Origin of the sequence: Actinoplanes sp. M2I2 (assembly GCF_023544445.1) — a bacterium.
GTDB lineage: Bacteria > Actinomycetota > Actinomycetes > Mycobacteriales > Micromonosporaceae > Actinoplanes.
In genome coordinates this window covers 659,316-681,743 of sequence record NZ_JALPVJ010000001.1, presented here as the reverse complement: position 1 = coordinate 681,743, position 22,428 = coordinate 659,316, and the positions used below count along the sequence as shown (strand labels likewise).

The following is a 22,428-nucleotide window of genomic DNA, read 5'->3' as shown; positions in this document are numbered from 1 at the left end:
ACGCCACTGCGTCCCCACGCGATCTCGGCACGCCAATTCGTCCCCACTCGATGCCGGCGCGCCACTGCGTGTCCACTCGATCCCGGCGCGCCACTCGTCCCCACCTGACCTGGCGGGCCACTCCGTCTTCGTACAACCCAGCGCGCCACCCCCTTCCCCTTCGAGGGCGGGCCGCTTCCGTCCTGGTCTAAGCAGGGCGTGCCACTCATTCCAACCTGACCCGGCGGGCCTCGTTCGTCCTCGCCTGACCCGTCGCGCCACTCCGTTCCCACCCGTTTGTCCTCGCCTGGCTCCGGCGCGGCGCTTGGCATGAGCGGCGCGCCCCAGCCGGCTCCGGCGGTGGTCCGGCCGGGGGAAATCTGGGACGGGGGTGGTGTGGCTTCGGCGGCGGGTCGTAGGCTCGGCACCATGCTGAACGCGCGAAGGAACTGGTGGCCCGCCTGACTGGCGGCCATACTTCTCGCGTACCCACCACGCGGCCGCCTCCCCGAGGCGGCCTTTTCGTATGGTCGGGCCTCGGCCGGCGCCGCCGAGATCCGAAAGAGGACCACCATGCGGCCTTTCGCCCTGCTCCACCGGGACGGCGCCGACCACGTCGAGGTGCTCGAAGGCGACGTCGTCACCGTTGCCTCGCTCGACGACATCCCGCTGCACCGGGGCCGCCCCACGCTGGCCGTCATCCCCTACCGGCAGATCACCGAGCGCGGCTTCGACTGCGTCGACGACGGCGCACCCCTCGAGTGCCTGGTCGTGCGGTCGTCGCGCCAGGAACCGCTCGACGCCTTCCCACCCGGGCCGCTCAGCATCAGCGGTGGCGGATTCGACCTCTCCGACGACGCCTACGGCGCGATCGTCGAGGACGTGCTGCGCGACGAGATCGGCCGCGGGGAGGGCGCCAACTTCGTGATCCACCGGGTCTACACCGCGCGGGTCGACGGCGACCCGATCGCCGCCGCGCGAGCCGCCTTCGGCCGGTTGCTCGCCGCCGAGCAGGGCACCTACTGGACGTTCCTCGTGCACACCGGCACCCGCACGCTGGTCGGCGCCACCCCGGAGCGGCACGTCAGCGTGGTCGACGGCATCACCATGATGAACCCGATCAGCGGCACCTTCCGCAACGGCTCGGGCCACCTGCTCGACTTCCTGCGCGACCCGAAGGAGATCGAGGAGCTCTACATGGTGCTCGACGAGGAGCTCAAGATGATGGCGACCGTGGCCGAGCACGGCGGTCAGGTCGCCGGGCCCTACCTCAAACAGATGACGCACCTGACCCACACCGAATACCTCCTGGCCGGGCGCGGCTCCCTCGACGTGCGCGACGTGCTGCGCGAAACCATGTTCGCCCCGACCGTGACCGGCAGCCCCATCGAGAACGCCTGCCGGGTGATCGCCCGCCACGAGCGCCGCGGGCGTGGCTACTACGCCGGCGTGCTTGCCTTGCTCGACCACGACGACCAGGGCCGGCAGACCCTGGACGCGCCGATCCTGATTCGCACGGCCGAGATCTCGCCGGACGGCGCCCTGCGCGTGCCGGTCGGCGCCACCCTCGTACGCCACTCGACAGCGGCGGGCGAGGTCGCGGAAACCCACACGAAGGCCGCGGGCGTCCTGGCCGCGCTCGGCGCCGTCGCGTCCCGCCCCGGGCCGGCCCGCGCCGAGGTGGAGTCGCCGGAGGTACGGGCGGCGCTGGCCGCACGCAACGAGGGGCTGGCCCGTTTCTGGCTCGACTCGCGGGCGCCGGACGCGCTCACCGTCCCCGGCCTGGCCGGCCGGACGGCCGTGATCGTCGACGCGGAGGACACCTTCACCGCGATGCTGGCCCACCAGTTGCGGGCCCTCGGGCTGACCGTCACGGTCGTCCCGTGGACGGCCCTGCGCCCAGCCGGTACCCCCATGACCGATACCGCCGTGGCAAGTGCCGCCGTAACCGGTGCCGCCGTAACCGGTGCCGCAGGAACCGGTGCCGGCGTGGCCGTGGCTGATGCCGACCTGGTCGTCGCCGGGCCGGGGCCCGGCGACCCCGGCGATCAGGCCGACCCGAAGATGGCGGTGATGCGGGAGCTGGTCGCGGCCCGGCTGGCGGAAGGGAAGCCGCTGCTGACCGTGTGCCTCGGGCATCAGATCCTCGCCGGGCTGCTCGGGCTCGACCTGCACCGGCGCGTCTCGCCCTATCAGGGGCTGGCCCGGGAGATCGACCTCTTCGGGACGCGGCGGAGGATCGGCTTCTACTCGAGCTTCACCGCGCTTTCGGCCGTCGATGAATGGGACACCCCGTACGGCCGGGTGGAGATCGCTCGCGACACCACCGACTCGGCCGTGCATGCGTTGCGGGGCACCGGATTCGCCGGTTTGCAGTTCCACCCGGAGTCGGTGCTGAGCCGCGACGGCGTGGCCGTGCTCGCCGAACTTCTGCCGGAAGTGATGTCCGACGTGATTAGCATCGCCAAGAACGGGTAGCGAAGATAATGCCGGTGGTTCAAGGGGATCGAGAGCCTCCGCTTGGGCCACCGGCCCCGTACGCCCGGCGATCGGATAGCCGGCGAGCAACGGGGCCTCAGGGCGACTACCGGGCCGGCACATCGTCGAGCACCTCGTCCAGCACCTCGACGAATCGCTCGGGCCGCTCGAAGAGCACCGGGTGACCGGCGCCCGGCACGACGACCAGTCTCTTGTCGGGTGCCCGCAGCCGCGCGTACCAATCGTCGAAGAGGACCCGTAGACCGCGCATCTCGTTGCCGCCCAGGAGGAACCACGTCGGCACCGTCAAGCTCGGCACATCGCGGCGCAGATCGATGCCCTGCATCCGGGGATAGAGGACGCTCCAGGTATCAAGGATCGCGTTCAGCACATGCGCCTTCTGCAGCAGCGTGTACTCCCGGACGCCCAGCCCCAGGTCGAGCGGCTCCTGGTCGTACGCCTGGTTCTGGTAGGTCAGGATCGGCTCGTAGGCCCAGAAGTCGGGATATGGGGGCGGACCCTGCCTGGTCAGCTGCCGGACCACCCCCTCGCGACCGCTGGAACGCGCCCAGGCCAGGATGTCGTCGTAGAAGATCTGGTCGCTCGCGGGCAGGTCGACGGCCTGGCCGGTGCCGATGTAGGCCGCGAATTTCTCCGGGTGCCGCCGCACCGCGAGGACGGACAGGATCGAGCCGCCGGAATGACCGAGCAGGTAGATCTTGTGTTGGCGAAAGCGCCCGCGTAGATAGTCGGCCACCTCGAGGATGTCGTCGACCATCCGGTCGGGCGTCACGCGCGAGGTCGGGTCGAGCGCCGGATAGGACGAGCCACCGCCTCGCCGGTCGAGGGTGGCCATGATGAATCGCTGCTCGACAGGCGCCAGGCGGTTGCGGACGTTACCCAGCTCGGACCCGCCGGGAGCGCCCGGCACGAACAGCAGCACCGGCAGGTCGGCCCTCGCCCCGCGGATCATGACGCCGAGGCGCCCGACCTGGGTCAACTCGGCCACGCCACCCGTGATCGGCGCGGTGCGGGCAGGCACGGCGATGACGGCGGTCAGCAGGAGCAGACCGGCCGCGGGCAGGGCCACGAGCACACGACCCAGCCGCCGGCGGACGCCCCGGCCGATCGCGAGGCCCAGCAGGAGCGGCAGCAAGGTCAGCACCGCCTGCACTCCCCGACCGGCGATCAAGACGATCACGCCGAACGGGCTGGCATGTGGAGGGCCGGTGGACGGACCGGCGACACGGGCGCGGGTTAGCTCGAGCGCCACGACGAAGAAGACCGGCACCAGCCACACCAGACGGGACCGGCCGGACCGGCCGGCGGCCCACCCGATCGCGGCGCTGACTCCGACCGAGCACAATGCTTGGGTGACGGTGAGCGGGCCGCGCGGTGTCCACCACCCTGCGACCGCACCCCAGGAAGCAGCGACCAGAGCCCAGACGATTGCCGGAGGAAAAGTCATGGCGCTGAGAATCGCCGCTCGCGCCGCTGAGCACAGCCGCCATCGGTCGGGGGTCGACCCAGTACTTTGGTAGGTCCCCAACGGACTCGTCGCCTCGTAGGCTCCGCTCATGTCGTCGCTCCTGTTCGCCTTGCTGGTGCCCGGTCCGCCGGGCAGCCGGCACGCGGTGCTGCGCGACCGGGCGGCCGACACCATGGCTGTGCTGATCGCGCTGGCCTACGGCGCCGTGATGGTCGTGCTGGGCGACGCGACCGCGCCGCACGCGGCCATCCCGTGGCAGGCTGACGTGGCGATCGGTGTCGCTTGTGCGCCCGCTCTGCTCGTGCGCCGACGATGGCCGCTCGGGGTGTGCCTCGCGCTCCTGCCACTCGGCGTCATCTCGGTGATGGCGACGGGACCGATCCTGATGGCGCTCTTCACCGTCGCCATCCGCCGGCGGGCGGTTCTCGTGCTGGGGCTCGCCGCCGCCCACGTCGGCACGGGCGTCGTCTATTACGCGCTGCAGCACGACCCGCCTTTCGAGCTCTGGGTCGATCTGCTTCTGCGATCCGTGACCGTGCTGGCCGCGGCCGGCTGGGGGCTGTTCCTTCGGGCCTATCGCCATCTGACCTCGACGCTGCGGGCCGAGGCGGCGAACGCGCTGGCTCAGCAGCGACTGCGGATGCAGCAGGCCCGCCTCACCGAACGCGCCCGCATCGCCCGCGAGATGCATGACGTGCTCGCCCACCGCATGTCCATGGTCAGCCTGCACGCGGGCGCCCTGGAGGTCCGCGCCGACGCCCGTCCCGACGAAATCGCGGCGGCCGCGCGCACGATCCGGGTCAGCTCCCATGAGGCGCTGGAAGAGCTGCGCTCCGTCATCGGCGTCCTGCGTCAGCCGGACCAACCCCACACCGGCTTGAACGCTTCGGCGGATCTTGCACGGCGTCAGCAGAACGATTCCGGCAACCCCGGCAACCCCGGCGAACGCGGCGACTCTGACGAACGCAGCGACTCCGGCGACCGCGGCGGCCGCGGCGAGGCGGGGGCTGAGCAGGACGCCGCAACACCGGACTCCGACGACATGTGGGCCAAGATCCTTGAGGAGGCGGAGTCGGAGACCGACGCGGAGGACGAGGCCTGGACGGAAGGCGTCCGTGAACGGTTGGAACGCTTTCAGCCTGAGCCGCCGCAGCCTCGGTTCTGGGATCTGCCCGATCTGCTGGACGGGGCGCGGACGGCGGGGATGAACATCGACTTCGCGTGGGTGGTGCCGCGGGCATCGCCCTCGCAGGAGCTGGGGCGGACGGCCTACCGGGTGGTGCAGGAGGCGCTGACCAACGCGCGCAAGCACGCTCCGGGGGCCGACATCGAGGTGCTGCTCGACGGCGGCGGTGACCGTGACCTCCGGATCCTGGTCGTCAACTCGCTGGGTGGCCACCACGGCGACGTGCCGGGTGGCGAGGAGCTACCCGGATCCGGCACCGGCTTGACCGGCGTCGGGGAGCGCGTGGGGCTGGTCGGGGGCCGGGTCGAGTACGGCGCCGACGGCGAACGCTTCCGATTGGAGGCGTGGCTGCCGTGGCAGGAGTAGCACCGCCGCCGATCGACGCTGCCGGGCGTCGTGTCGGCGCCGGCGGAGGTGGCGCTGGTGAAGGTTGCGCTGGTGAAGGCGGCGCTGGTGAAGGTCGCGCTGGTGAAGGTGGCGCTGGTGAAGGTGGCGCTGGTGAAGACCTGGTTCACGCTGGCGGAGGCCGCGGTGGTGCCGGAGCGGGCGACGGCCCGGACCAGGGACAGGTCGACCCCCTGCGCGGGGATGAGCGGCCCATCCGGGTGGTGATCGTCGACGACGATCCGATGGTGCGCACCGGGTTGCGGTTCCTGCTGGGCGGGCGGTCCGACCTCGAGGTGGTGGGCGAGGCCGAGGACGGGGCGCAAGCAATCGTCGCGGCGGACGCGCATTGGCCCGATGTGATGCTGATGGACGTCCGGATGCCGCGGATGGACGGGGTGCTGGCCACCCGGCTGATCCGGGCGCGGCCGCGGGCGCCGCAGATCCTCATTCTGACTACGTTCAATGTGGATGACTACGTTCTGCAGGCTCTTCGGAACGGCGCCAACGGGTTTCTGCTGAAGGACACGCCTCCGACTGAGCTGATCGCGGCCGTGCGGAAGGTCGCCCGGGGCGAGAGCGTCCTGTCACCGCAGGTTATCGGGGCGGTGGTCGGCTTCGTCGCTGCCTCGGGCGGCGGGTCACGCCGTGCCTGGGCGCAGGAGCAGCTCGGCAAGCTGACCGATCGGGAACGCGACGTGGCGATCGGGCTGGGGCAGGGCCGGTCCAACGCCGAGATCGGGGCCGCGCTGGGCATGGGGGTCTCGACCGTGAAGGGCCACGTGTCGCGTGTTCTGGGCAAGCTGGGCATGAACAACCGCTCGCAGGCGGCGGTGATGGTCCACGACGCCGGCCTCGTCTGAGCGAATGCCGGGCAAGACGTCGGCAGGCGCGGCGGGCGGGACATCGGCTGGCGGGGCGCACGGGCGCTCCGGGCATGAGGCGGGCGCCCGGCGAGAGGCCGGGCGCCCGTGGGGGGGTGGCGGTCAGACGGTGGTCACACCTGCGGTCTTGTCCTCGTGGAGGGTGATGTTGCGGCCGTCGCGGGGGTCGAACAGGTGGATTTTGTCGAGGTTCATCCAGACGCGGGCGTCTACGCCGTCGCGTACTCGGGACTCCGCCGACAGGCGGGTCACCAGGCTGTCCTGTGGGGGGAGGTCGGCGCCGCCCGCGTCGGCGGCCAGGTCCTCCAGGTCGGCGGCCGTGGCGTGTTCGCCCTCGACCGTGAAGTAGACGTACTTGTCCGAGCCCATCGACTCGACCAGGTCCACCGGCATCGTGAACTCGAAGCCCCGCTCGCGCTGGTGTTCCTCGATCAGCCGGGCGTCCTCGAAATGCTCGGGCCGGATGCCCAGGATCAGCTGCCGCGGGGCGTCCGCGCCGCTCAGCGAGCTCCGCAGCCGGTCCCCCAGCGGCAGGTCACCCAACGGCGTCCGCAGCAGGCTCTCCTCGACCGTGGCCGACAGGAAGTTCATCGACGGCGAGCCGATGAAGCCGGCCACGAACAGGTTCTTCGGGTTGTCATACAGCGTCTGCGGATCCCCCAACTGCTGGATGTAGCCGCCCCGCATCACCACGACGCGGTCGCCCAGCGTCATCGCCTCGGTCTGGTCGTGTGTCACGTACACCGTGGTGGTGTTCAGCTGCTTCTGCAGGCGCGACACCTGCGTACGCATCTGCACCCGCAGTTTGGCGTCCAGGTTGGACAACGGCTCGTCCATGAGGAACGCCTTGGGCGAGCGGACGATCGCCCGGCCCATGGCCACCCGCTGCCGCTGCCCGCCGGACAGGTTGGCCGGCTTGCGGTCCAGGTATTCGGTCAGCTCGAGGACCCGGGCCGCGTCGTCCACCTTCTGCTTGATGAGCGCCTTGTCCATCTTGGCCAGCCGCAGCGGGAACGCCATGTTCTCCCCCACGGTCATGTTCGGGTACAGCGCGTACGACTGGAACACCATCGCGATGTCCCGGTCCTTCGGCTGCTTCTCGTTGACCCGCTCGCCGGCGATGCGCAGCTCACCGGAGGAGATGTCCTCCAGGCCGGCGATCATGTTGAGGGTCGTCGACTTCCCGCAGCCCGACGGCCCTACCAGGATGATGAACTCCCCGTCGGCGATCTCGAGGTCCACCTCGTGCACCGCGGTGGTGCCGTCCGGGTATTTCTTGGTCACCTTGTCGAGAACAATGTCAGCCATCGATACCTAACCCTTCACGGCGCCGGACGTGAGGCCCGCGACGATGCGCTTCTGGAAGAACAGCACGAACAGGATGATCGGGATCGTGATCACCACGGCGGCCGCGGAGATCGCGCCGGTGGGGTCCTCGAACTGGGACGCACCGGTGAAGAACGACAACGCCACCGGGACCGTGCGGGACCGCTCGGTCGAGGTCAGCGAGATGGCGAACAGGAAGTCGTTCCAGCAGAAGATGAAGACCAGGATCGCCGTGGTGAAGACCCCGGGCGCCGCCAGCGGGGCGATCACCCGGCGGAACGCCTCACCCTGCGTGGCGCCGTCCATCTTGGCCGCCTTCTCGAGGTCCCACGGAATCTGCTTGAAGAACGCCGACAGCGTGTAGATGGCCAGCGGCAGCGCGAACGTGATGTACGGCAGGATCAGGCCCGGCCAGGTGTCGAACAGCCCGGTGTTGCGCTCGATGTTGAACAGCGGCGACACCAGCGACACCTGCGGGAACATGGCGATCAGCAGCGACACCCCGACCAGCAGCTGTTTGCCGGGGAAGTCGAGCCGGCTGATCGCGTAGGCGGCCATGGTGCCGAGGACCACCGCGATCAGCGTCGAGATCAGCGCGATGCCGATCGAGTTGATCAGCGCCCGGACGAACTGGTCGGTCTGGAAGATCAGCTTGTAGTTGTCGAACGTCCATTCCCGGGGGATGAAGTTGCCGTCGGTGAGGGTGGCCGGCGTCTTGAACGACAGCGACGCGATCCACAACACCGGGATGAGCGCGAACACGACCACGACCGCGTCCAGCACCCCCCACTTGACCTTGGCCGAGGTGGTTGCGGCGGCCATCAGCGTCTCCCCTCGTCGCTACCGGGCGCGGCCGTGCCGAACAACTTCACGAAGATGAACGCGATGATCGCCACGGTGAGGAAGATCAGCACCGACATCGTGGAGCCGATGCCGAGGTTGAGGCCCTTGATCAGGTTGTTGTAGGCGATCATCGAGACCGACGACGTCTCGTTGGCGCCGTTGGTGAGCACATAGATGTTGTCGAAGACGCGCAGCGCGTCGAGCGTGCGGAACAGCAGCGCGACCAGGATGGCCGGCTTCATCACGGGCAGCATGACCTTGGTGAAGCGCTGCCACCAGGTCGCGCCGTCCATCGACGCGGCCTTGAGCAGGTCGTCGGGCACCAGGGCCAGCCCGGCCATCAGCAGCAGCGCCATGAACGGCGTGGTCTTCCAGATCTCGGCCAGGATGATGATGCCCAGCGCGCTGGCCCGTTCGGTCAGCGGCGCCCCTTCCGGCGAGACCAGGTTGGCCAGGTAGCCGGTGCCCGGCGTCCAGGCGTAGCGCCAGCTGAAGGCGGCGACGACGGTCACGATCCCGTACGGGATGAGGGCCGACGTCCGCACCAACCCGCGCCCGACCAGGGTGCGGTGCATGATGATGGCCAGTCCCATGCCGAGCACGAGCTCGACGACGACCGAGACCAGGGTGATCAGCATGGTCACCCCGAACGCGGTCCACCAGTACCCGTTGGTCAGCACGGTGACGTAGTTGGAGAACCACACGAACTCGCGCTCGTCGGGGAACTTCAGGTCGTACCGCTGCAGCGACAGCCAGAACGAGTAGAGGATCGGGTACGCGGTGACCGCCACCATCACGATCGCGGCCGGCGCGCACAGCAGCCAGCCGAGCTTCCGCTCCTGCTTCTTGCCCTCGCTGAGCTCCACCCGGCGGCGACGGCCGCGCTGCTTCGGGATGGCGCGCTCTTCGGCGTCGGCGGCCGCCGACGTCGCCGGGGTCGTGCTGGAGATGCTCACGGCAGCACTCCCTTCGAGTCGATGGCGGCCTGGATCGACTTTCTCAGCTCACCCGCGGTCTTCTGCGGCTCGATGCCGGACGGCGGCGACAGCTGAGCGGCGACCACAGTGGAGAGATTCTGGTAGGCCGCCGTACGCGGGCGGGGCGAGGCGTTCTTGAGCTCCTCCAGCAGCGTGTCCTTCATCGGGTAGGCCTCGGCCATGTCGGCGTCGTTGTAGATGGACTCGATGGACGGGGGCTGCCCGGCGTTGATCGCCAGATACTTCTGCGACTCGCGGTCACGCAGGCACTTGGCCGCCTCGAAGGCGAGGTCGGGATGCTTGCTGTACGAGCTGACCGCGATGTTGGAGCCGCCGATGGTGGTGACGCTGGGGGTGTTCGGGTCGATGCCCGGGTAGCGGGCCCAGCCGACGTTCCGGGCCAGGTCGGGCGCGTCGCCCTGCATCGAGGCCCAGACGAACGGCCAGTTCAGCTGGAACGCCCCGCCGCCGTTCTGGAACGCGAGCCGGACGTCGTCCTCGAGCGCGTTGGAGAACGACGGGGTGGTGACCCCGGACGTCGCGAACGTCTTCAGTGTCTCGAGCCCACGGACCGCGCCCTCGTCCATCACCGCGGTCTTGCCGTCCTCGCTCACGACCTGCCCGCCGGCGCTGGCCACCAGGCTGTTGAAGAGCACCACCAGGCCCTCGTACTGGGCGCCCATGGTCACGACCTGGTAGGTCTTGCCCTCGGCCTGCAACTGCCGGGACATCTGGATCATCTCGTCCCACGTCTTCGGCGGGGTGGGCACGAGGTCCTTGCGATACCAGAGCAACTGCACATTGGTGTTGTTGGGCGCCGCGTACACCTTGTCCTCGTACTCGGCCGAGGCCAGCGGGCCCGGGAGGGTGCCGTTCTCGATCTCGGCCCGGTCGTCCCCGGTCCACTCCTTGATCCAGTTCGCGCTGGCGAACTCCTGGGTCCAGGTGACGTCCATGCCCAGGATGTCCATGCTGTCGTCCTTGGCGGCGAGCCGGCGGACCATCTGCACCCGCTGGTCGTCGGCCGAGCGGGGCAGGACCTGATAGACGATTTCGTACCGTCCCCCCGCCTGCTGGTTGCATCGGTCGATGACGCTCTGCATGTTCTCGACGGGGAATTGATAGAGATTGAGGACGGGTACGCCGCCCTCGTCGGATCCGCAGGCTGCCAACGGTGCGACCAGAGCGATCGCGGCCCCCGCCGCGAGTGCCCGGGCGCGCAGGGTGCGCCGTTGCGGATGTCGGTCTGAGATCGCCATTGACCCTCCATCCGGCCGGTACCGCGCCAAGTGATCTTCATCACTTGACGGCCAGTGGTTGTCCTGCCCCAGGCAGTGACGAAACAAACCAGAAACGCGTCGGAGAGATCTAAGCTTCGTCCATGGAAGCCACCTACTTCTTCGATCCCGTCTGCCCGTTCACCTGGCGCACGTCGCGCTGGCTGGTCGCGGTCGCGCCCGAGCGGGACGTCACCGTGCGCTGGCGGTCGTTCAGCCTGCTGATCCTCAACGGCGACAACACCCCTGAGAAATACCGCGGCGGTGTGCTCGCCTCGTTCCGCGCGTTGCGCCTGGTCGAAGCGCTGCGAGCCGACCACCGCGACGACACGATCGCGACGTTCTACACCGAACTCGGCACCCGCGTGCACGACGACGGCGCCGCCCTGGACGACCAGCTGGTCGACCAGGTCGCCGAGGCGGTGGGCATCGAGGACGCGAAGGCGATCCTCGACGACGAGCGCTGGGACGAGGCCGTCCGCGAGTCGCACGAGACCGCTCTGAAGCTGGCCGGCCCGGACATCGGTTCGCCGGTGCTGCACGCGGAGGGGGCCACCCGCGGACTGCACGGCCCGATCATCGACGTGGTTCCCTCGGGCGCCGCGTCGACGGCGATGTTCGACTCGGTCGTCACGCTCATGCGCACCGATACGTTCTACGAGGTGAAGCGCGGCCGAAGCTGACCGGCCGGCGAGTACGTTTGGCGGCGTGACGCGCACGGGTCTCGGCGTCACGCCGTTCACCACAGGGAGAATCGATGACCGCCGAGCCTCAGGTCACGTTGGATACGAACACTCTCAGCCCGGTCGAGGCGAAGCTGCAGGGCGCGCTCGAGGAACAGCTCACGTCCGCCCTCCAGGCCGCGACCGAGAAGATCAGGCACTCGTACGCCGGGGAGAGCGTCGAAGAGGTCACCGGTCAGCTGCTCGAGGGCACCAAGGCGGGCCTGCACCCGGACATCGCCGCCGGTTTCGAGCCCGACCACAACCAGCTGCGCCGTGTCGCCGAGGCCATCGTCACCGGCCACTAAGGCGCGTTTCAGACGATCCCGCGGATCACGTCCATCGCCTTGAGGCGGTCCGCGCCGGTGCCGAGCAGGCCGTCCGGGATGATCAGCTCGTCGAGACCCAGATCCGCGTACGCGGCCACGTCGTCGGCGAGCTTCTCCGGTGACCCGCCGATGACCGGTGGTCCGCTCTCGGGCACCGGCCCGTTCACCACCGCGAGCGCCTGCGCCGTGCGCGCGATCGCGCCCGGGTCCCGTCCGACCGCGGCGCAGTGCTCGTCGAGCACGGCCGACTTGTGCGCGACCAGGTCCGGCCGCCCCCAGCAGTTCCACTCGTCGGCGTGCTCGGCCACGACGCGCAGCATCCGCTTCTCGCCCTTGGCCCCGATCAGCAACGGCAGCGGCCGCTGCACCGGCTTGGGCTCGCAGACCGCGTCGGTGATCCGGTAGTACGAACCGTCCACCGTGGTGCGCGCGTCGGCGAGCAGCCCGCGCAGCACCCGCAGGGCCTCCTCGAACCGGTCGATGCGCTGCTTGAGCGGGGGCAACTCGCCACGGCCAGCGCCGCCACGACCGAGCCGCACTCCAGCACGGGCCAGGTGTCGTCCTCGCCCGGCTCCGTGTTCGGCATGAAGTGGTCGGCGAACCACACGCCGTCCCATCCCGTGCGCTCGGCGTGCCGGGCGGCCTCGAGCACCCCGGCGAAGCTCTGCCCGGCGCCGGGCCACAAGGAAAGTCGCATGCCGCCACCCTGCCATGCGGCCGCCCCATCGGCCGATCACTTGCCGTAGTCACCCTGTAACGGTCCGAATTGTATTCACCAGACCATTTCGGGTTGTTTCAAGTGGGGTCCGCGTCCGCCGAAGATTCCGCCGACTGAGCGGCACGGGGCCGCTCCGGAAGGGGCAGGCGTGTTCGGGAACGGTAGGCGGGCGGCTTTCGACCAGGTGACGGCCGAGCTCGCGGAAGCACAGGCGGACGTCCAGGCGGTGACCGCGATCATGCGGGCGATGGAGACCGCCGCCTCTCCCGAACGAGCCATCGGCACGGCCCTCGACCTCGTCCGTCAGTTGTTCGGCTGGGCCTACGGCTCCTACTGGCAGCTCGACCCCACCGGCAAGGCGCTTCGGTTCGCCCAGGAGAGCGGAAGCGTCAACGAGGACTTCCGCCGGGTGACCCTCGAGGCCTCGTTCCCCGAGGGGGTGGGCCTGTCGGGGCGCACGTGGCGCAGCCGCGACCTGGTCTTCGTCCGCGACATCGCCGACATGACCGACTGCGTACGGGCTCCCGTCGCCGCGCGGGCCGGTGTCCGCAGCGGCGTCTGCTTCCCGCTCGTCGAGAACGACCGCGTCGTCGGCACCATGGATTTCTTCGCGACCGAGGAGCTGCACCCGTCGGAGGGCCGGCTGGCGGTCCTGCGCTCGGTCGGCCAGCTGGTGTCCGCAGCGCTGGCCCGCCTGCACGAGGCCGTACGGCAGGAGAAGGCGGCCCAGGACGTCGAGGCGGTCTCCACCGTCATCCGTGAGCTGACCCAGGCGACCAGCCGCGATCAGGCCCTGCGGTCCGCGCTGGAGACGATCCGCCAGGACTTCGACTGGCAGTACGGCTCGTTCTGGCAGCTCGACGAGGACGACAACGTGCTGCGCTTCGCGCTCGAGTCGGGCGACGCCGGGGCGGAGTTCCGCAGGGTGACGATGTCCGCGTCCTTCGCCCGGGGCGTCGGGCTCTCCGGTCGCGCCTGGGCCCGCGACGACCTGGTCTTCGTCGAGGACCTGGGCGAACTGACCGACTGCGTGCGCCGGCCGGCGGCCCAGGCCGCCGGGGTCAAGTCGGGCGTCTGCCTGCCGATCAAGATCGGCGGCCAGGTCGTCGGCACGATGGACTTCTTCGCCACCCGCACGCTCATCATGTATCCGGGCCGGGAGGCAGCCTTGCGGAACACGGCCTACCTGGTCGGTCAGGCGCTGGAGCGGTTCGCCGCGGCCGAGCAGCTGCAGAACGCCGGCCGCGAGCTGCTCGACTCCATCGCCGAGGTCGAGCGCAACGTCACGTCGGCCGCCACGGTCGCCGAACAGGGCGAACAGCTCACCGTCGAGGCCAACCAGCAGGTGGCCGGGCTCGGCGAGGCCAGCGCCGAGATCAGCAAGGTGGTGCAGACGATCCAGTCCATCGCCGCGCAGACCAAGCTGCTGGCGCTCAACGCGACCATCGAGTCGGCCCGCGCGGGAGAGGCGGGCAAGGGCTTCGCCGTCGTCGCCGGCGAGGTCAAGGCCCTGTCCGACGAGACCGAGCGGGCCACCTCCGAGGTGAGCTCGAGGGTCGACGCCATCCAGGCCCGCGTCGACGCCGTCACCGCTTCGCTCGCCGAGATCCACACCGCCGTGGAAGAGATCAACCAGACGCAGAAGCTGATCAGCGGCGTCCTCACCGAACAGGTCGCCGTCACGGGCGCCATCCTCAACTGACCGGAGACTGACCGGCCGGCTCGCTGCCGGGCCGGCGGAGCCGGACGGCCGCCAGTACGTGCGCGACGAGGCCGTCGGCGTAGTCGTTGGTGAGCGGCCCGGTGCGCAGCAGCCAGCGGTGGAAGATCGGGCCGAAGATCAGCTCGACTGCCTGGTCGAGGTCGGCGTCGCCGGGCACCTGACCGGCCCGCCGGGCGCCGTCGAGGCGGTCGCGCACCGCGGCCAGCTGGGGCCGCAGAAGCCGGTCGCGCACCTGGTCGCCGAGGGCCTCGTCGGCCAGCGTCTCGGCGGTGAGCGCGCGGGTCGTGGCCGACAGCCGGGGATCGGCGAACTCGGCGACCGTGCCCCGCACGACGGCCCGCAGGTCGGCCTCCAGGTCGCCGGTGTCGGGCAGCTCGGCCGGCACGGCGTTCTCGACCAGCGCGTCGAGGATCACCGCGCCCTTGCCGCGCCACCAGCGGTAGATCGTCTGCTTGCCGACGCCGGCCCGGCCGGCTATGGCCTCGATCGTCAGCCGGGCGTACCCGGTCTCGGACAGCAGGTCGAGCGCCGCGGTCAGGATCGCGCGGCGGGATTGCTCATTGCGGCGGGCGAGGTCGGGCACCCGGCCAGCGTACCGGCTGCGAGACGATACGTCTCGTCTTGACGCGAGCACGAGACGAGACGTACCGTCTCGTTGTCGAAACGCGTCGAGCCGAGCGAGGAAACATGCCGCACATCGCCATGGTCAGCATTCCGTTCCACGGCCACGTCAACCCGAGCATCGAGATCATCCGGACGCTGGCCGCCCGCGGGTACCGCGTCACGTACGCCAACGCGCCCTCGTTCGCCGACGTGATCACCGGCGCGGGCGCGGAGCTGAAGCCGTACGCGTCCACGCTGCCCGCGACGGACGAGCAGTGGTCCGACGACCCGGTCGACCAGCTGACCGTCTTTCTCGACGACGCGATCGAGATGCTGCCGCAACTGCGGGACGCCTACGCCGACGACCGCCCCGACCTGTTCCTCTACGACATCGCCGGCGCGCCGGCCCGGCTGCTCGCCGAGCAGTGGAAGATCCCGGCCGTGCAGCTCTCCCCCACCTTCGTGGCCTGGGACGGGTACGAGCAGGAGATGGCGCCCCTGGTGGAGGCGATGCGCGCCGACCCCCGGGGCGCCGACTACTACCGCCGCTTCTCGGCCTGGCTGGCCGCCAACGGATCGTCCACGACCGACAGTCAGGCGTTCCAGGGGCGGCCCGACCGCGGCCTGGCGCTGATCCCCCGGGCGCTGCAACCACACGCCGACCGGGTCGACCCGGCCGTCTACGACTTCGTCGGCCCGGTCTTCGGTGACCGGTCGGCCCAGGGTTCCTGGACCCGCCCGGCCGACGCCGAGAAGGTGCTGCTGGTGTCGCTCGGCTCGGCCTTCACCAACCACCCCGGCTTCTACCGGCGGTGCGTCGAGGCCTTCGGTACGCTGCCCGGCTGGCACACCGTCCTGCAGATCGGCCGGCACGTCGACCCGGCCGAGCTCGGCGAGGTGCCCGGCTCCGTCGAGGTGCGTTCCTGGGTGCCCCAGCTGGCCGTCCTCGAACAGGCCGACGCGTTCGTCACGCACGCCGGCATGGGCGGCAGCAGCGAGGGCCTGTACTGCGGAACGCCGATGATCGCAGCCCCGCAGGCGGCCGACCAGTTCGGCAACGCCGAGCAGCTGGCCGCCCTGGGCGTCGCGCGGGTCGTCGAGTCGGCCACCGTCACCGCCGGGGAGCTGCGGCGCCTGCTCGGCCTGATCACCGATCCGGAGGTGACGGCTCGCTGCGAGCAGATCAAGCACGAGGTACGCACGCAGGGCGGCGCCACCCGGGCCGCCGACCTCATCGAGAAATCGCTATGACGCGGGCATGCGGGCGGCCGGCTGGTGAGAGCCCCACCGGCCGGCCGTTTCCCCACCCCTGCCCCCGTGGGCGCCCGGACTCAGGAGGACGGCTCGCTGCCCTGGCAGTGACGCCAGAGCCAGCGGCCGTCGACCTGCTCCACGAGCCCCGACACCCGATAGGGGAAGTTCTCCCGGCCACCCGCGTCGGCGCGCGCCTCGCCGTCCGCCTCGGCGAAGACGTAGGCCCGCGAACCCGCGCGGTGGACGGTGCTCTCGCGGGCCTGCCAGGCGTACGCCTCGGGCCGGGCGAAGACGTCGCCGAGCAGGGCGGTCAGGGCCGCGCGGCCCCGGGCCGACTCGGTGAGCTCGGAGCCGGTGTAGCCGATGTCGTCGCCGGGGGCGAAGCAAGCCAGGGCCGCGTTCAGGTCGCGGGCCGCGAAGGCCTCGCTCAGATCGCGTACCGCCTGCGCCGGTCCGTCGCTCATACCGGGATCCCCTCCCGCTCGATCTCCGCGGTGGCCCGAGCGGCGCCGACCGGCACGTCACCGGAGGCAGCCGCCGGACGCTCGATATAGGCCAGGCCCCCTTCGCGCAGGTGCCGCGGCCGGTAGCCGGCGTTCTCCTCGATCCGGCGCATGCCGGGCAGGAACAGGAAGCCGAACGTGACCACCGCGCCGAGCAGACCGGCGCCGATCAGCGTCTCGCGCACCCCGATCCACGCCGCGATCGGCGCGGCCAGGGCGTACGAAAGAGGCAACAGCGCGGTCGAGACGAACCAGTCGAGGCTGGACACCCGGCCGAGCATGCCCTCGGGTACGAACCGCTGTTTGGTCGTCGCCCAGGCCACCGTTCCGGCCGCCTCCAGGCCGTTGACCAGCACACAGGCCACGGCGAGCTGCCAGGTGTGGGTCGCCGCGCCGTATCCGGCCACGGCCAGGGTCGCGACCGCCCAGACCGAGTACATGTAGGTCATGAACCGCCGCGGGATGCCGAACCAGCCCACGGTCAGCGCCGCCGCGATCGCGCCCAGGCCGCCCGAGGTCAGGACCAGCCCGAGGGCGGTGGCGCTGCCACCGAGCTCGTGCTTGATCACGTACGGGAGGAGCACTTCGGTCGGCCCCACGAACAGCAGGTAGGTGAACGTGGCCGACAGGAAGGTCCCCCACAGCCACACCTGCCCCCGCACGTACCGGAAGCCGGCCCGCATCTCCTGCCACATCGACTCGTCCGACGAGGACGGTGCGGACGCCTCGGGAGATTCCACGGACGCGATGCGCCGCATGGCCAGCAGACAGGCGACCGAGAGCGCGAACGTCGCCGCGTCGATGGCGAAGGCCCAGCCCGCGCCGGCGATCCCGATGACCGCGCCGCCCAGCATCGGGCCGAAGATCTGCAGCCCGGCCGGCCGGACGAACTGGTCGAGGGCGTTGGCCGCCACCAGGTCGCCGGCCGGCACGATCCGGGGCACGGTGGCGTCGAAGGCCGGCCCGAAGAACCCGGCGGCGGCGCCGTAGATCGCCGTCAGCACCAGGATCGACCAGAGCGAGCTCAGCTGCCCGGTCAGGCTCAGGGTGGCCAGCGTGGCCATCACCAGTCCGCGCACCAGGTCGGAGCCGAGCATGACCTTGCGCGGGTCGAACCGGTCGCTCACCACGCCGCCGAACAGCAGCGTGACGACCTGCGGCAGGGAGAGGGCGACGCCCACCGCCGACATGGCGGCGGGCGTCCCGTACAGGTCGTACACCTGCCACGCCAGGGCGACGAGGAGGACCCCGTCGCCCACCAGCGACGCGCTCATCCCGGTCCACAGGAGCCGGAACTGGCGATTGCGCAGCGGCGCCAACGGACCGGCGAGCCTCACTTCTGGACGCTGCGCAGCTTGCCGGCCGCGGCCAGGTCGGTGATGACGGCGTTCAGCTCGTCCAGCTCGTCGTCGGAGTTCGCGGCCGTGACCTGGGCGCGGAAGCCGACCTGGTCGCGCGGCACCAGCGGGTAGGCGGCCAGCGTCACGTAGATGCCGCGGTCCCACAGCAGCTTGCCCACGGCGTCGATGTCCTCGCCCTCGGCCAGCGGCAGCTCGATGACCGGGGTGCTGCCGGTGTTCGGCGTGTAGACGCCCAGGCCGCGCACGTGGTCGAGCACCTTCATGGTCTTGCGGTACAGGTCGGCGCGGATGTCGTCGCCGCGCTTCTCGTTGAGGTCGAGCCCGGCGTTGACCGTGGCCAGCGATGCGGTCGGGGCCGGGCCGGAGTACAGGTAGGGCGCGGCCGAGACCTTGAGGTGGTTCTTCAGCCAGGTCGGCAGGGCCAGGAAGGCGAGCAGCGACGAGTACGACTTGGAGAAGCCGCCGACGAGCACCACGTTGTCGTACGTCTCGCCGCTGTACTTGACGATGGCGTTGCCCCGGAGCCCGTACGGGGACTTCTCGTTGGCGCCACGCTCGCCGATCACGCCGAAGCCGTGCGCGTCGTCGACGTAGAGCAGGGCGCCGTGCTCGCGGGCCACCGCGGCGAACGCCTTCAGGTCGGGCGCGTTGCCGGTCATGCTGTTCACGCCGTCCATCGCCACGATCTTCGAGATGCCGGACGGGGCGGCCGCCAGCAGCTCCCGCAGGTGCTCGTGGTCGTTGGCGCGGAACCGCTGCACGGTCGCGCCGAAGCCGCGGGCGACCATGCTGCCGTCGTAGATGGTCTTGTGGGCCTGCGAGTCGAGGAAGATCATGCCCTTGCCGGCCAGGATCGGCAGCACCGACATGTGGATGTGCGTGATGGTCGGGAGCACCAGGGTGTCGGGCGCGTCGAGCAGCGCGGTCAGCTTCTCCTCGATCTGCGGGTAGAGCGACGGGTTGCCGAGCAGGCGCGACCAGCTCGGGTGGGTGCCCCAGCGGGCGACCTCGGGGGCGATCGCGTCCATGATCTCGGGCTCGAGGTCGAAGCCGAGGTAGTTGCAGGACGCGAAGTCGGCGAGCCAGTGGTCGCCGACACGGATGCGCCGGCCCTTGATCTCCTCGATCGTGGCGTCGTACATCGGGTTGCCGCTGCGCAACCGCTCCAGGTCGGCCCAGCGTCCGTCGCGCTTGACGAACTCGAGACCGGAACCGGCGAGGGGAGCGTCGTTCATGAATTTCCTTCCGAACAAGGGGTGGGGACTTTCAGTGGGAGAGCGCGGTGTGCCGTGTCCGCAGGTATTCCTGGAACTCGTCGGCGGTGATCGGCTTGGAGAACAGGTAGCCCTGGCCGTACGAGCAGCCCATCTCGGTCAGGGCGATGCGGTGCCCGTCGAGCTCGATGCCTTCGGCCACGACGGCCAGGTCGAGCGTGCGGGCGAGGTTGACGATGGTCTCGACCAGCGCCAGCTGCTGTGGTTTGTGCAGGATGTCGTCGATGAACGACTTGTCGATCTTGAGGACGTCGACCGGCATGTTGCTGAGGTAGCTGAGCGACGAGTAGCCGGTGCCGAAGTCGTCGATGGCGATCCGCACCCCCATCGCGCGGAGCTCGCGCAGGTCGCGCCAGACCTGGTCGGCGTCGTGCAGCACCAGGCTCTCGGTGACCTCGAGGAGCAGGGAGCGCGGGTCGGCGCCGGTCCGGGCGAGAACGCCGCGGACCTCGTCGACGAACCCGGGCGCCCGGAACTGACGGGCCGAGACGTTGACGCTGACGTACCGCAGGTCGCGGCCGGCGTCGGTCTCGCGCCACTCGGCGAACGCCCGCAGCGCCTCGCGCAGCACCCAGCCGCCGATGGCGACGACCGAGCCGTTCTCCTCGGAGAGCTCGATGAACTCGTTCGGGCCGAGCAGGCCGCGCACCGGGTGCTGCCAGCGGACCAGGGCCTCGAGCCCGGCCACCTCGCCGGTGGGCAGATCGATGATGGGCTGGAACCGCAGGCGCATCTGGCCGTCGGCCACCGCGTCGTTGAGCGCCGAGCGCATCTCGAGCCGCTGCAGCATCGTCTCGTGCATCTCGTCCTGGTAGCGCTGCCAGGTGTTCTTGCCGACGGTCTTGGCGCCGTACATGGCCACGTCGGCGCGGCGCAGCAGCTCGCTGATGCCGGGGGCGTCGGCGCTGGTGGCGACGCCGACACTGGCCGCGCCCCGGATCAGGTGGGTCGATCCGGTCGCGTCGACGACCTCGACCGGCTCGGCCAGGGCGGTGACGATCCGATCGGCGACACTCTCGGCGTCGTCGGCTCCACCGTGCTCGATCAGCACGGCGAACTCGTCGCCGCCGGTGCGGGCCACGGTGGTCAGCGGGCCGGCCACCTCGGCGATGCGGCGGCCCACGGTGATCAGCAACTGGTCGCCGGCGGCGTGGCCGAGGCTGTCGTTGACCTCCTTGAAGTCGTCCAGGTCGACGAAGAGCACGCCCACCTCGTGCCGGCGGACCGCCGCGTACGAGGCCGCGTTCTCCAGCCGGTTCTGGAACAGGACCCGGTTGGCCAGCCCGGTCAGCGCGTCGTGGTACGCCTGGTGCGCCAGGTCGTTCTCGAGCCGGCGCCGCTCGGTGACGTCGCGGATGGTGACGACCAGGCCGTTCACGGCCGGCTCGCCGCGCAGGTCACGGCAGGTGCATTCGACCTGGAGCAGCAGGTCGTCGCCGGAGACCGCGGTCAGGTCGACGCCGTCACGCGGGCCGCGACCGGCGCGCACCTGGTCGAGCAGGTCGAGCAGGGCGCCGTGGTCGGTGCCGGCGATGAGGCGCCACAGCGGCATGCCGACCAGGTCGGTGCGGCCGAAGACCGGCAGCGCGGACGGGCTGGCGTACCGGATGGTCTCGTCGTCGCCGACGATGAGGATGACGTCGGAGGCGCTCTGGATCAGCGCGCGGAAGTAGTCCTCGCTGCTCCGGCGGTTGACCTCGTCGGTCAGGGTGATGCGCTCGACGGCCATGGTGCCCTGGGCCATCAGCGCCTCGAAGGACGGCTCGAGCGCGGTCAGCACGTCGTCGGCGGCGGCCAGGAAGACCTGGTTGTTCCGCGGCGGCCCGCCCGCGGTACGACCACCGGCGACCGCCTCGGCGTGCAGCGCCCACTCGAAGCCACCGAGCTCGGCGACGACCTCCGGCGGCAGATCGGCGATCCGCACCCGCCCCGTGCTCAGCAGGCCGGTCTCGGCGCCGGGAACGGCGTCGAAGGCCCGCATGTACCAGCGGTGGTCGGCGCCCGACGGCACGATCGAGGTGACGGCCTGGGTGAGGGCCGCGCCCGCCTCGTCCACGCTGCTGGCCGCGACCAGGTCGGCGCCGGTGAGACGGAGCGTGCGCTCCCGTACGGCGGTTTCCCGCTGCGACTTCATCAGACCGGCGACCCGGGCCATGACCAGCAGGAACATGACGCCGGAGGCGGTGGCGATCATCATGGCGTCGGTGATCTCGCCGGCCAGGTGCTCGACCAGCAGGACAGCCGGAGCGATCAGCGCGGCCAGCGACATCAGCGCGAGACGCCGCCCGCCGACGATGCCCGGAGGCACGCGGTCGCTGATCGTCAGCTGCCGCATCGAGGGGTGCAGGGCCGAGAGCGCGATCGCGGTGTAGAACAGCACCCAGCCCGCGTCGACCGGGCCGCCGACCTGCCACGTGCCGGCGAGCTGCCGCAGGCCGTAGACGACGTCGGTGAGCAGCAGGCTGGCGACGCCGGCGACGAGCACGGTCAGCGCGACCGGCTTGCGGCCGCCGGCGGTGAGCAGCCGGGCCAGCATGGCCAGGGCCAGCACGTCGCCCAGCGGGTAGCCGACCGAGACCAGCTTCTCGACGAACCCGAGGCCGGTGTCACGCACGTACGGCGAGATCAGGAAGACCCAGGCCAGCAGGCCGAGACCGGCGGTGGGCACCAGGGCGTCGAGCAGCGCGGCCCGGTTGTCGGCGCCGGCCCGGGCCCGGATGAAGACCAGCAGCGCCACCGCGATCATCGGGTAGACGATCAGGTAGAACACGTCGGCCAGGGACGGGAACGGGTTCTCGACGCCGAGGAAGTCGGTGAGGATGTTGTAGGTCGTGTCGCCGAGCGTGAAGCTGGCCACCACGGCCGACAGCAGATACCACGGCAGGCGCCGGGACGGCTGATGCACCCGTACGCCCACCAGCACCATGGCGGCGGCGGAGAGACCGATCGTCGCCCAGGTGTACATGCTGTACTGCGGCAGCACGTAGAAGACGATCGTCAGGGTGACGACCCAGGCGCCGAAGCACGCTTGCATGCGCTTGGCCGACATCCGTGCTCCGATCCGTCTCAGGGGTGGTTGAGCCCCTTTGATCGGCACCCGGATGCCGTTGCTGAAAAG

The 22,428-nt window shown here is 70.5% G+C and carries 19 protein-coding genes; 8 read left to right on the top strand and 11 right to left on the bottom strand.

Translation table 11 applies throughout. The features are described 5' to 3' along the window. The first annotated feature begins 552 nt into the window (after nt 1-552). Nucleotides 553-2,457 (top strand): anthranilate synthase family protein, encoded by a 1,905-nt coding sequence (locus tag HJC40_RS03230; protein ID WP_249998091.1) that lies wholly within the window; start codon nt 553-555, stop codon nt 2,455-2,457. Between the two features lie 106 nt (nt 2,458-2,563). On the opposite strand, the gene HJC40_RS03225 is transcribed toward HJC40_RS03230, so the two are convergent. Next, complete coding sequence (locus HJC40_RS03225; RefSeq protein WP_249998090.1) at nt 2,564-3,925, bottom strand: alpha/beta fold hydrolase; 1,362 nt, start codon at nt 3,923-3,925, stop codon at nt 2,564-2,566. Nucleotides 3,926-4,034: 109 nt separating this feature from the next. On the opposite strand from HJC40_RS03225, the gene HJC40_RS03220 reads away from it, so the two are divergent. From HJC40_RS03220 to HJC40_RS03210, 3 genes are read left to right on the top strand one after another with little or no spacing between them, the layout of a single operon-like run. Next, nucleotides 4,035-5,498, top strand: coding sequence for a sensor histidine kinase (locus HJC40_RS03220; protein WP_249998089.1), 1,464 nt, complete (start codon nt 4,035-4,037; stop codon nt 5,496-5,498). A gap of 57 nt (nt 5,499-5,555) precedes the next feature. After that, on the top strand, nt 5,556-5,744 hold the full coding sequence (locus tag HJC40_RS03215; RefSeq protein WP_249998088.1) for a hypothetical protein: 189 nt from the start codon (nt 5,556-5,558) through the stop codon (nt 5,742-5,744). Next, a complete protein-coding gene (locus HJC40_RS03210) occupies nt 5,741-6,379 on the top strand; it encodes a response regulator transcription factor (protein ID WP_249998087.1) in 639 nt (212 codons plus the stop codon). The genes HJC40_RS03215 and HJC40_RS03210 overlap by 4 nt, the downstream gene beginning before the upstream one ends. A gap of 123 nt (nt 6,380-6,502) precedes the next feature. Here HJC40_RS03210 and HJC40_RS03205 read toward each other — a convergent pair whose 3' ends face one another. The 4 genes from HJC40_RS03205 to HJC40_RS03190 are packed head-to-tail and all read right to left on the bottom strand — an operon-like array spanning nt 6,503 to nt 10,805. Next, nucleotides 6,503-7,708, bottom strand: a complete 1,206-nt coding sequence (locus HJC40_RS03205) for an ABC transporter ATP-binding protein (RefSeq protein WP_249998086.1) — start codon at nt 7,706-7,708, stop codon at nt 6,503-6,505. A gap of 6 nt (nt 7,709-7,714) precedes the next feature. After that, nucleotides 7,715-8,548 (bottom strand): carbohydrate ABC transporter permease, encoded by an 834-nt coding sequence (locus tag HJC40_RS03200; protein WP_249998085.1) that lies wholly within the window; start codon nt 8,546-8,548, stop codon nt 7,715-7,717. Next, nucleotides 8,548-9,465: a carbohydrate ABC transporter permease gene (locus HJC40_RS03195; protein ID WP_249998228.1), complete on the bottom strand. Its 918-nt coding sequence runs from the start codon at nt 9,463-9,465 to the stop codon at nt 8,548-8,550. Before HJC40_RS03195 ends, HJC40_RS03200 begins: the two co-directional genes overlap by 1 nt. Nucleotides 9,466-9,521: 56 nt before the next feature. Beyond that, entirely contained in the window at nt 9,522-10,805 is a 1,284-nt protein-coding gene (locus HJC40_RS03190; RefSeq protein ID WP_249998084.1) for an ABC transporter substrate-binding protein, read from the bottom strand. 122 nt (nt 10,806-10,927) lie between these two features. On the opposite strand from HJC40_RS03190, the gene HJC40_RS03185 reads away from it, so the two are divergent. Beyond that, entirely contained in the window at nt 10,928-11,506 is a 579-nt protein-coding gene (locus tag HJC40_RS03185) for a DsbA family protein (RefSeq protein ID WP_249998083.1), read from the top strand. A gap of 74 nt (nt 11,507-11,580) precedes the next feature. Continuing rightward, nucleotides 11,581-11,853, top strand: coding sequence for a hypothetical protein (locus HJC40_RS03180; protein ID WP_249998082.1), 273 nt, complete (start codon nt 11,581-11,583; stop codon nt 11,851-11,853). A gap of 8 nt (nt 11,854-11,861) precedes the next feature. On the opposite strand, the gene HJC40_RS03175 is transcribed toward HJC40_RS03180, so the two are convergent. Then, on the bottom strand, nt 11,862-12,377 hold the full coding sequence (locus tag HJC40_RS03175) for an LLM class flavin-dependent oxidoreductase (protein WP_249998081.1): 516 nt from the start codon (nt 12,375-12,377) through the stop codon (nt 11,862-11,864). A 363-nt stretch (nt 12,378-12,740) separates the two neighbouring features. Here HJC40_RS03175 and HJC40_RS03170 point away from each other — a divergent pair, with 363 nt between their 5' ends. Next, a complete protein-coding gene (locus tag HJC40_RS03170; protein ID WP_249998080.1) occupies nt 12,741-14,294 on the top strand; it encodes a GAF domain-containing protein in 1,554 nt (517 codons plus the stop codon). Here HJC40_RS03170 and HJC40_RS03165 read toward each other — a convergent pair. Next, complete coding sequence (locus tag HJC40_RS03165; protein WP_249998079.1) at nt 14,287-14,898, bottom strand: TetR/AcrR family transcriptional regulator; 612 nt, start codon at nt 14,896-14,898, stop codon at nt 14,287-14,289. The genes HJC40_RS03170 and HJC40_RS03165 overlap by 8 nt on opposite strands. Nucleotides 14,899-15,002: 104 nt before the next feature. On the opposite strand from HJC40_RS03165, the gene HJC40_RS03160 reads away from it, so the two are divergent. Continuing rightward, nucleotides 15,003-16,169 carry a macrolide family glycosyltransferase gene (locus tag HJC40_RS03160; protein WP_249998078.1) on the top strand — a complete coding sequence of 389 codons (1,167 nt, stop codon included), beginning with the start codon at nt 15,003-15,005 and terminating at the stop codon, nt 16,167-16,169. 80 nt (nt 16,170-16,249) lie between these two features. Here HJC40_RS03160 and HJC40_RS03155 read toward each other — a convergent pair whose 3' ends face one another. From HJC40_RS03155 to HJC40_RS03140, 4 genes are read right to left on the bottom strand one after another with little or no spacing between them, the layout of a single operon-like run. Further along, a complete protein-coding gene (locus tag HJC40_RS03155) occupies nt 16,250-16,636 on the bottom strand; it encodes a nuclear transport factor 2 family protein (protein WP_249998077.1) in 387 nt (128 codons plus the stop codon). Next, nucleotides 16,633-18,012, bottom strand: coding sequence for an MFS transporter (locus tag HJC40_RS03150; protein ID WP_249998076.1), 1,380 nt, complete (start codon nt 18,010-18,012; stop codon nt 16,633-16,635). The genes HJC40_RS03155 and HJC40_RS03150 overlap by 4 nt, the downstream gene beginning before the upstream one ends. Continuing rightward, nucleotides 18,009-19,271 carry a pyridoxal phosphate-dependent aminotransferase family protein gene (locus HJC40_RS03145; protein ID WP_249998075.1) on the bottom strand — a complete coding sequence of 421 codons (1,263 nt, stop codon included), beginning with the start codon at nt 19,269-19,271 and terminating at the stop codon, nt 18,009-18,011. The genes HJC40_RS03150 and HJC40_RS03145 overlap by 4 nt, the downstream gene beginning before the upstream one ends. 31 nt (nt 19,272-19,302) lie before the next feature. Beyond that, nucleotides 19,303-22,359: a bifunctional diguanylate cyclase/phosphodiesterase gene (locus tag HJC40_RS03140; RefSeq protein ID WP_249998074.1), complete on the bottom strand. Its 3,057-nt coding sequence runs from the start codon at nt 22,357-22,359 to the stop codon at nt 19,303-19,305. Nucleotides 22,360-22,428: the final 69 nt, after the last annotated feature.

Coding starts and splice junctions, on each gene's coding strand:
- HJC40_RS03230 (WP_249998091.1), top strand. CDS start 553: ATGCGGCCTTTCGCCCTGCTCCACCGGGACGGCGCCGACCACGTCGAG.
- HJC40_RS03225 (WP_249998090.1), bottom strand. CDS start 3,925: ATGACTTTTCCTCCGGCAATCGTCTGGGCTCTGGTCGCTGCTTCCTGG.
- HJC40_RS03220 (WP_249998089.1), top strand. CDS start 4,035: ATGTCGTCGCTCCTGTTCGCCTTGCTGGTGCCCGGTCCGCCGGGCAGC.
- HJC40_RS03205 (WP_249998086.1), bottom strand. CDS start 7,708: ATGGCTGACATTGTTCTCGACAAGGTGACCAAGAAATACCCGGACGGC.
- HJC40_RS03200 (WP_249998085.1), bottom strand. CDS start 8,548: ATGGCCGCCGCAACCACCTCGGCCAAGGTCAAGTGGGGGGTGCTGGAC.
- HJC40_RS03190 (WP_249998084.1), bottom strand. CDS start 10,805: ATGGCGATCTCAGACCGACATCCGCAACGGCGCACCCTGCGCGCCCGG.
- HJC40_RS03185 (WP_249998083.1), top strand. CDS start 10,928: ATGGAAGCCACCTACTTCTTCGATCCCGTCTGCCCGTTCACCTGGCGC.
- HJC40_RS03180 (WP_249998082.1), top strand. CDS start 11,581: ATGACCGCCGAGCCTCAGGTCACGTTGGATACGAACACTCTCAGCCCG.
- HJC40_RS03160 (WP_249998078.1), top strand. CDS start 15,003: ATGCCGCACATCGCCATGGTCAGCATTCCGTTCCACGGCCACGTCAAC.
- HJC40_RS03155 (WP_249998077.1), bottom strand. CDS start 16,636: ATGAGCGACGGACCGGCGCAGGCGGTACGCGATCTGAGCGAGGCCTTC.
- HJC40_RS03145 (WP_249998075.1), bottom strand. CDS start 19,271: ATGAACGACGCTCCCCTCGCCGGTTCCGGTCTCGAGTTCGTCAAGCGC.
- HJC40_RS03140 (WP_249998074.1), bottom strand. CDS start 22,359: ATGTCGGCCAAGCGCATGCAAGCGTGCTTCGGCGCCTGGGTCGTCACC.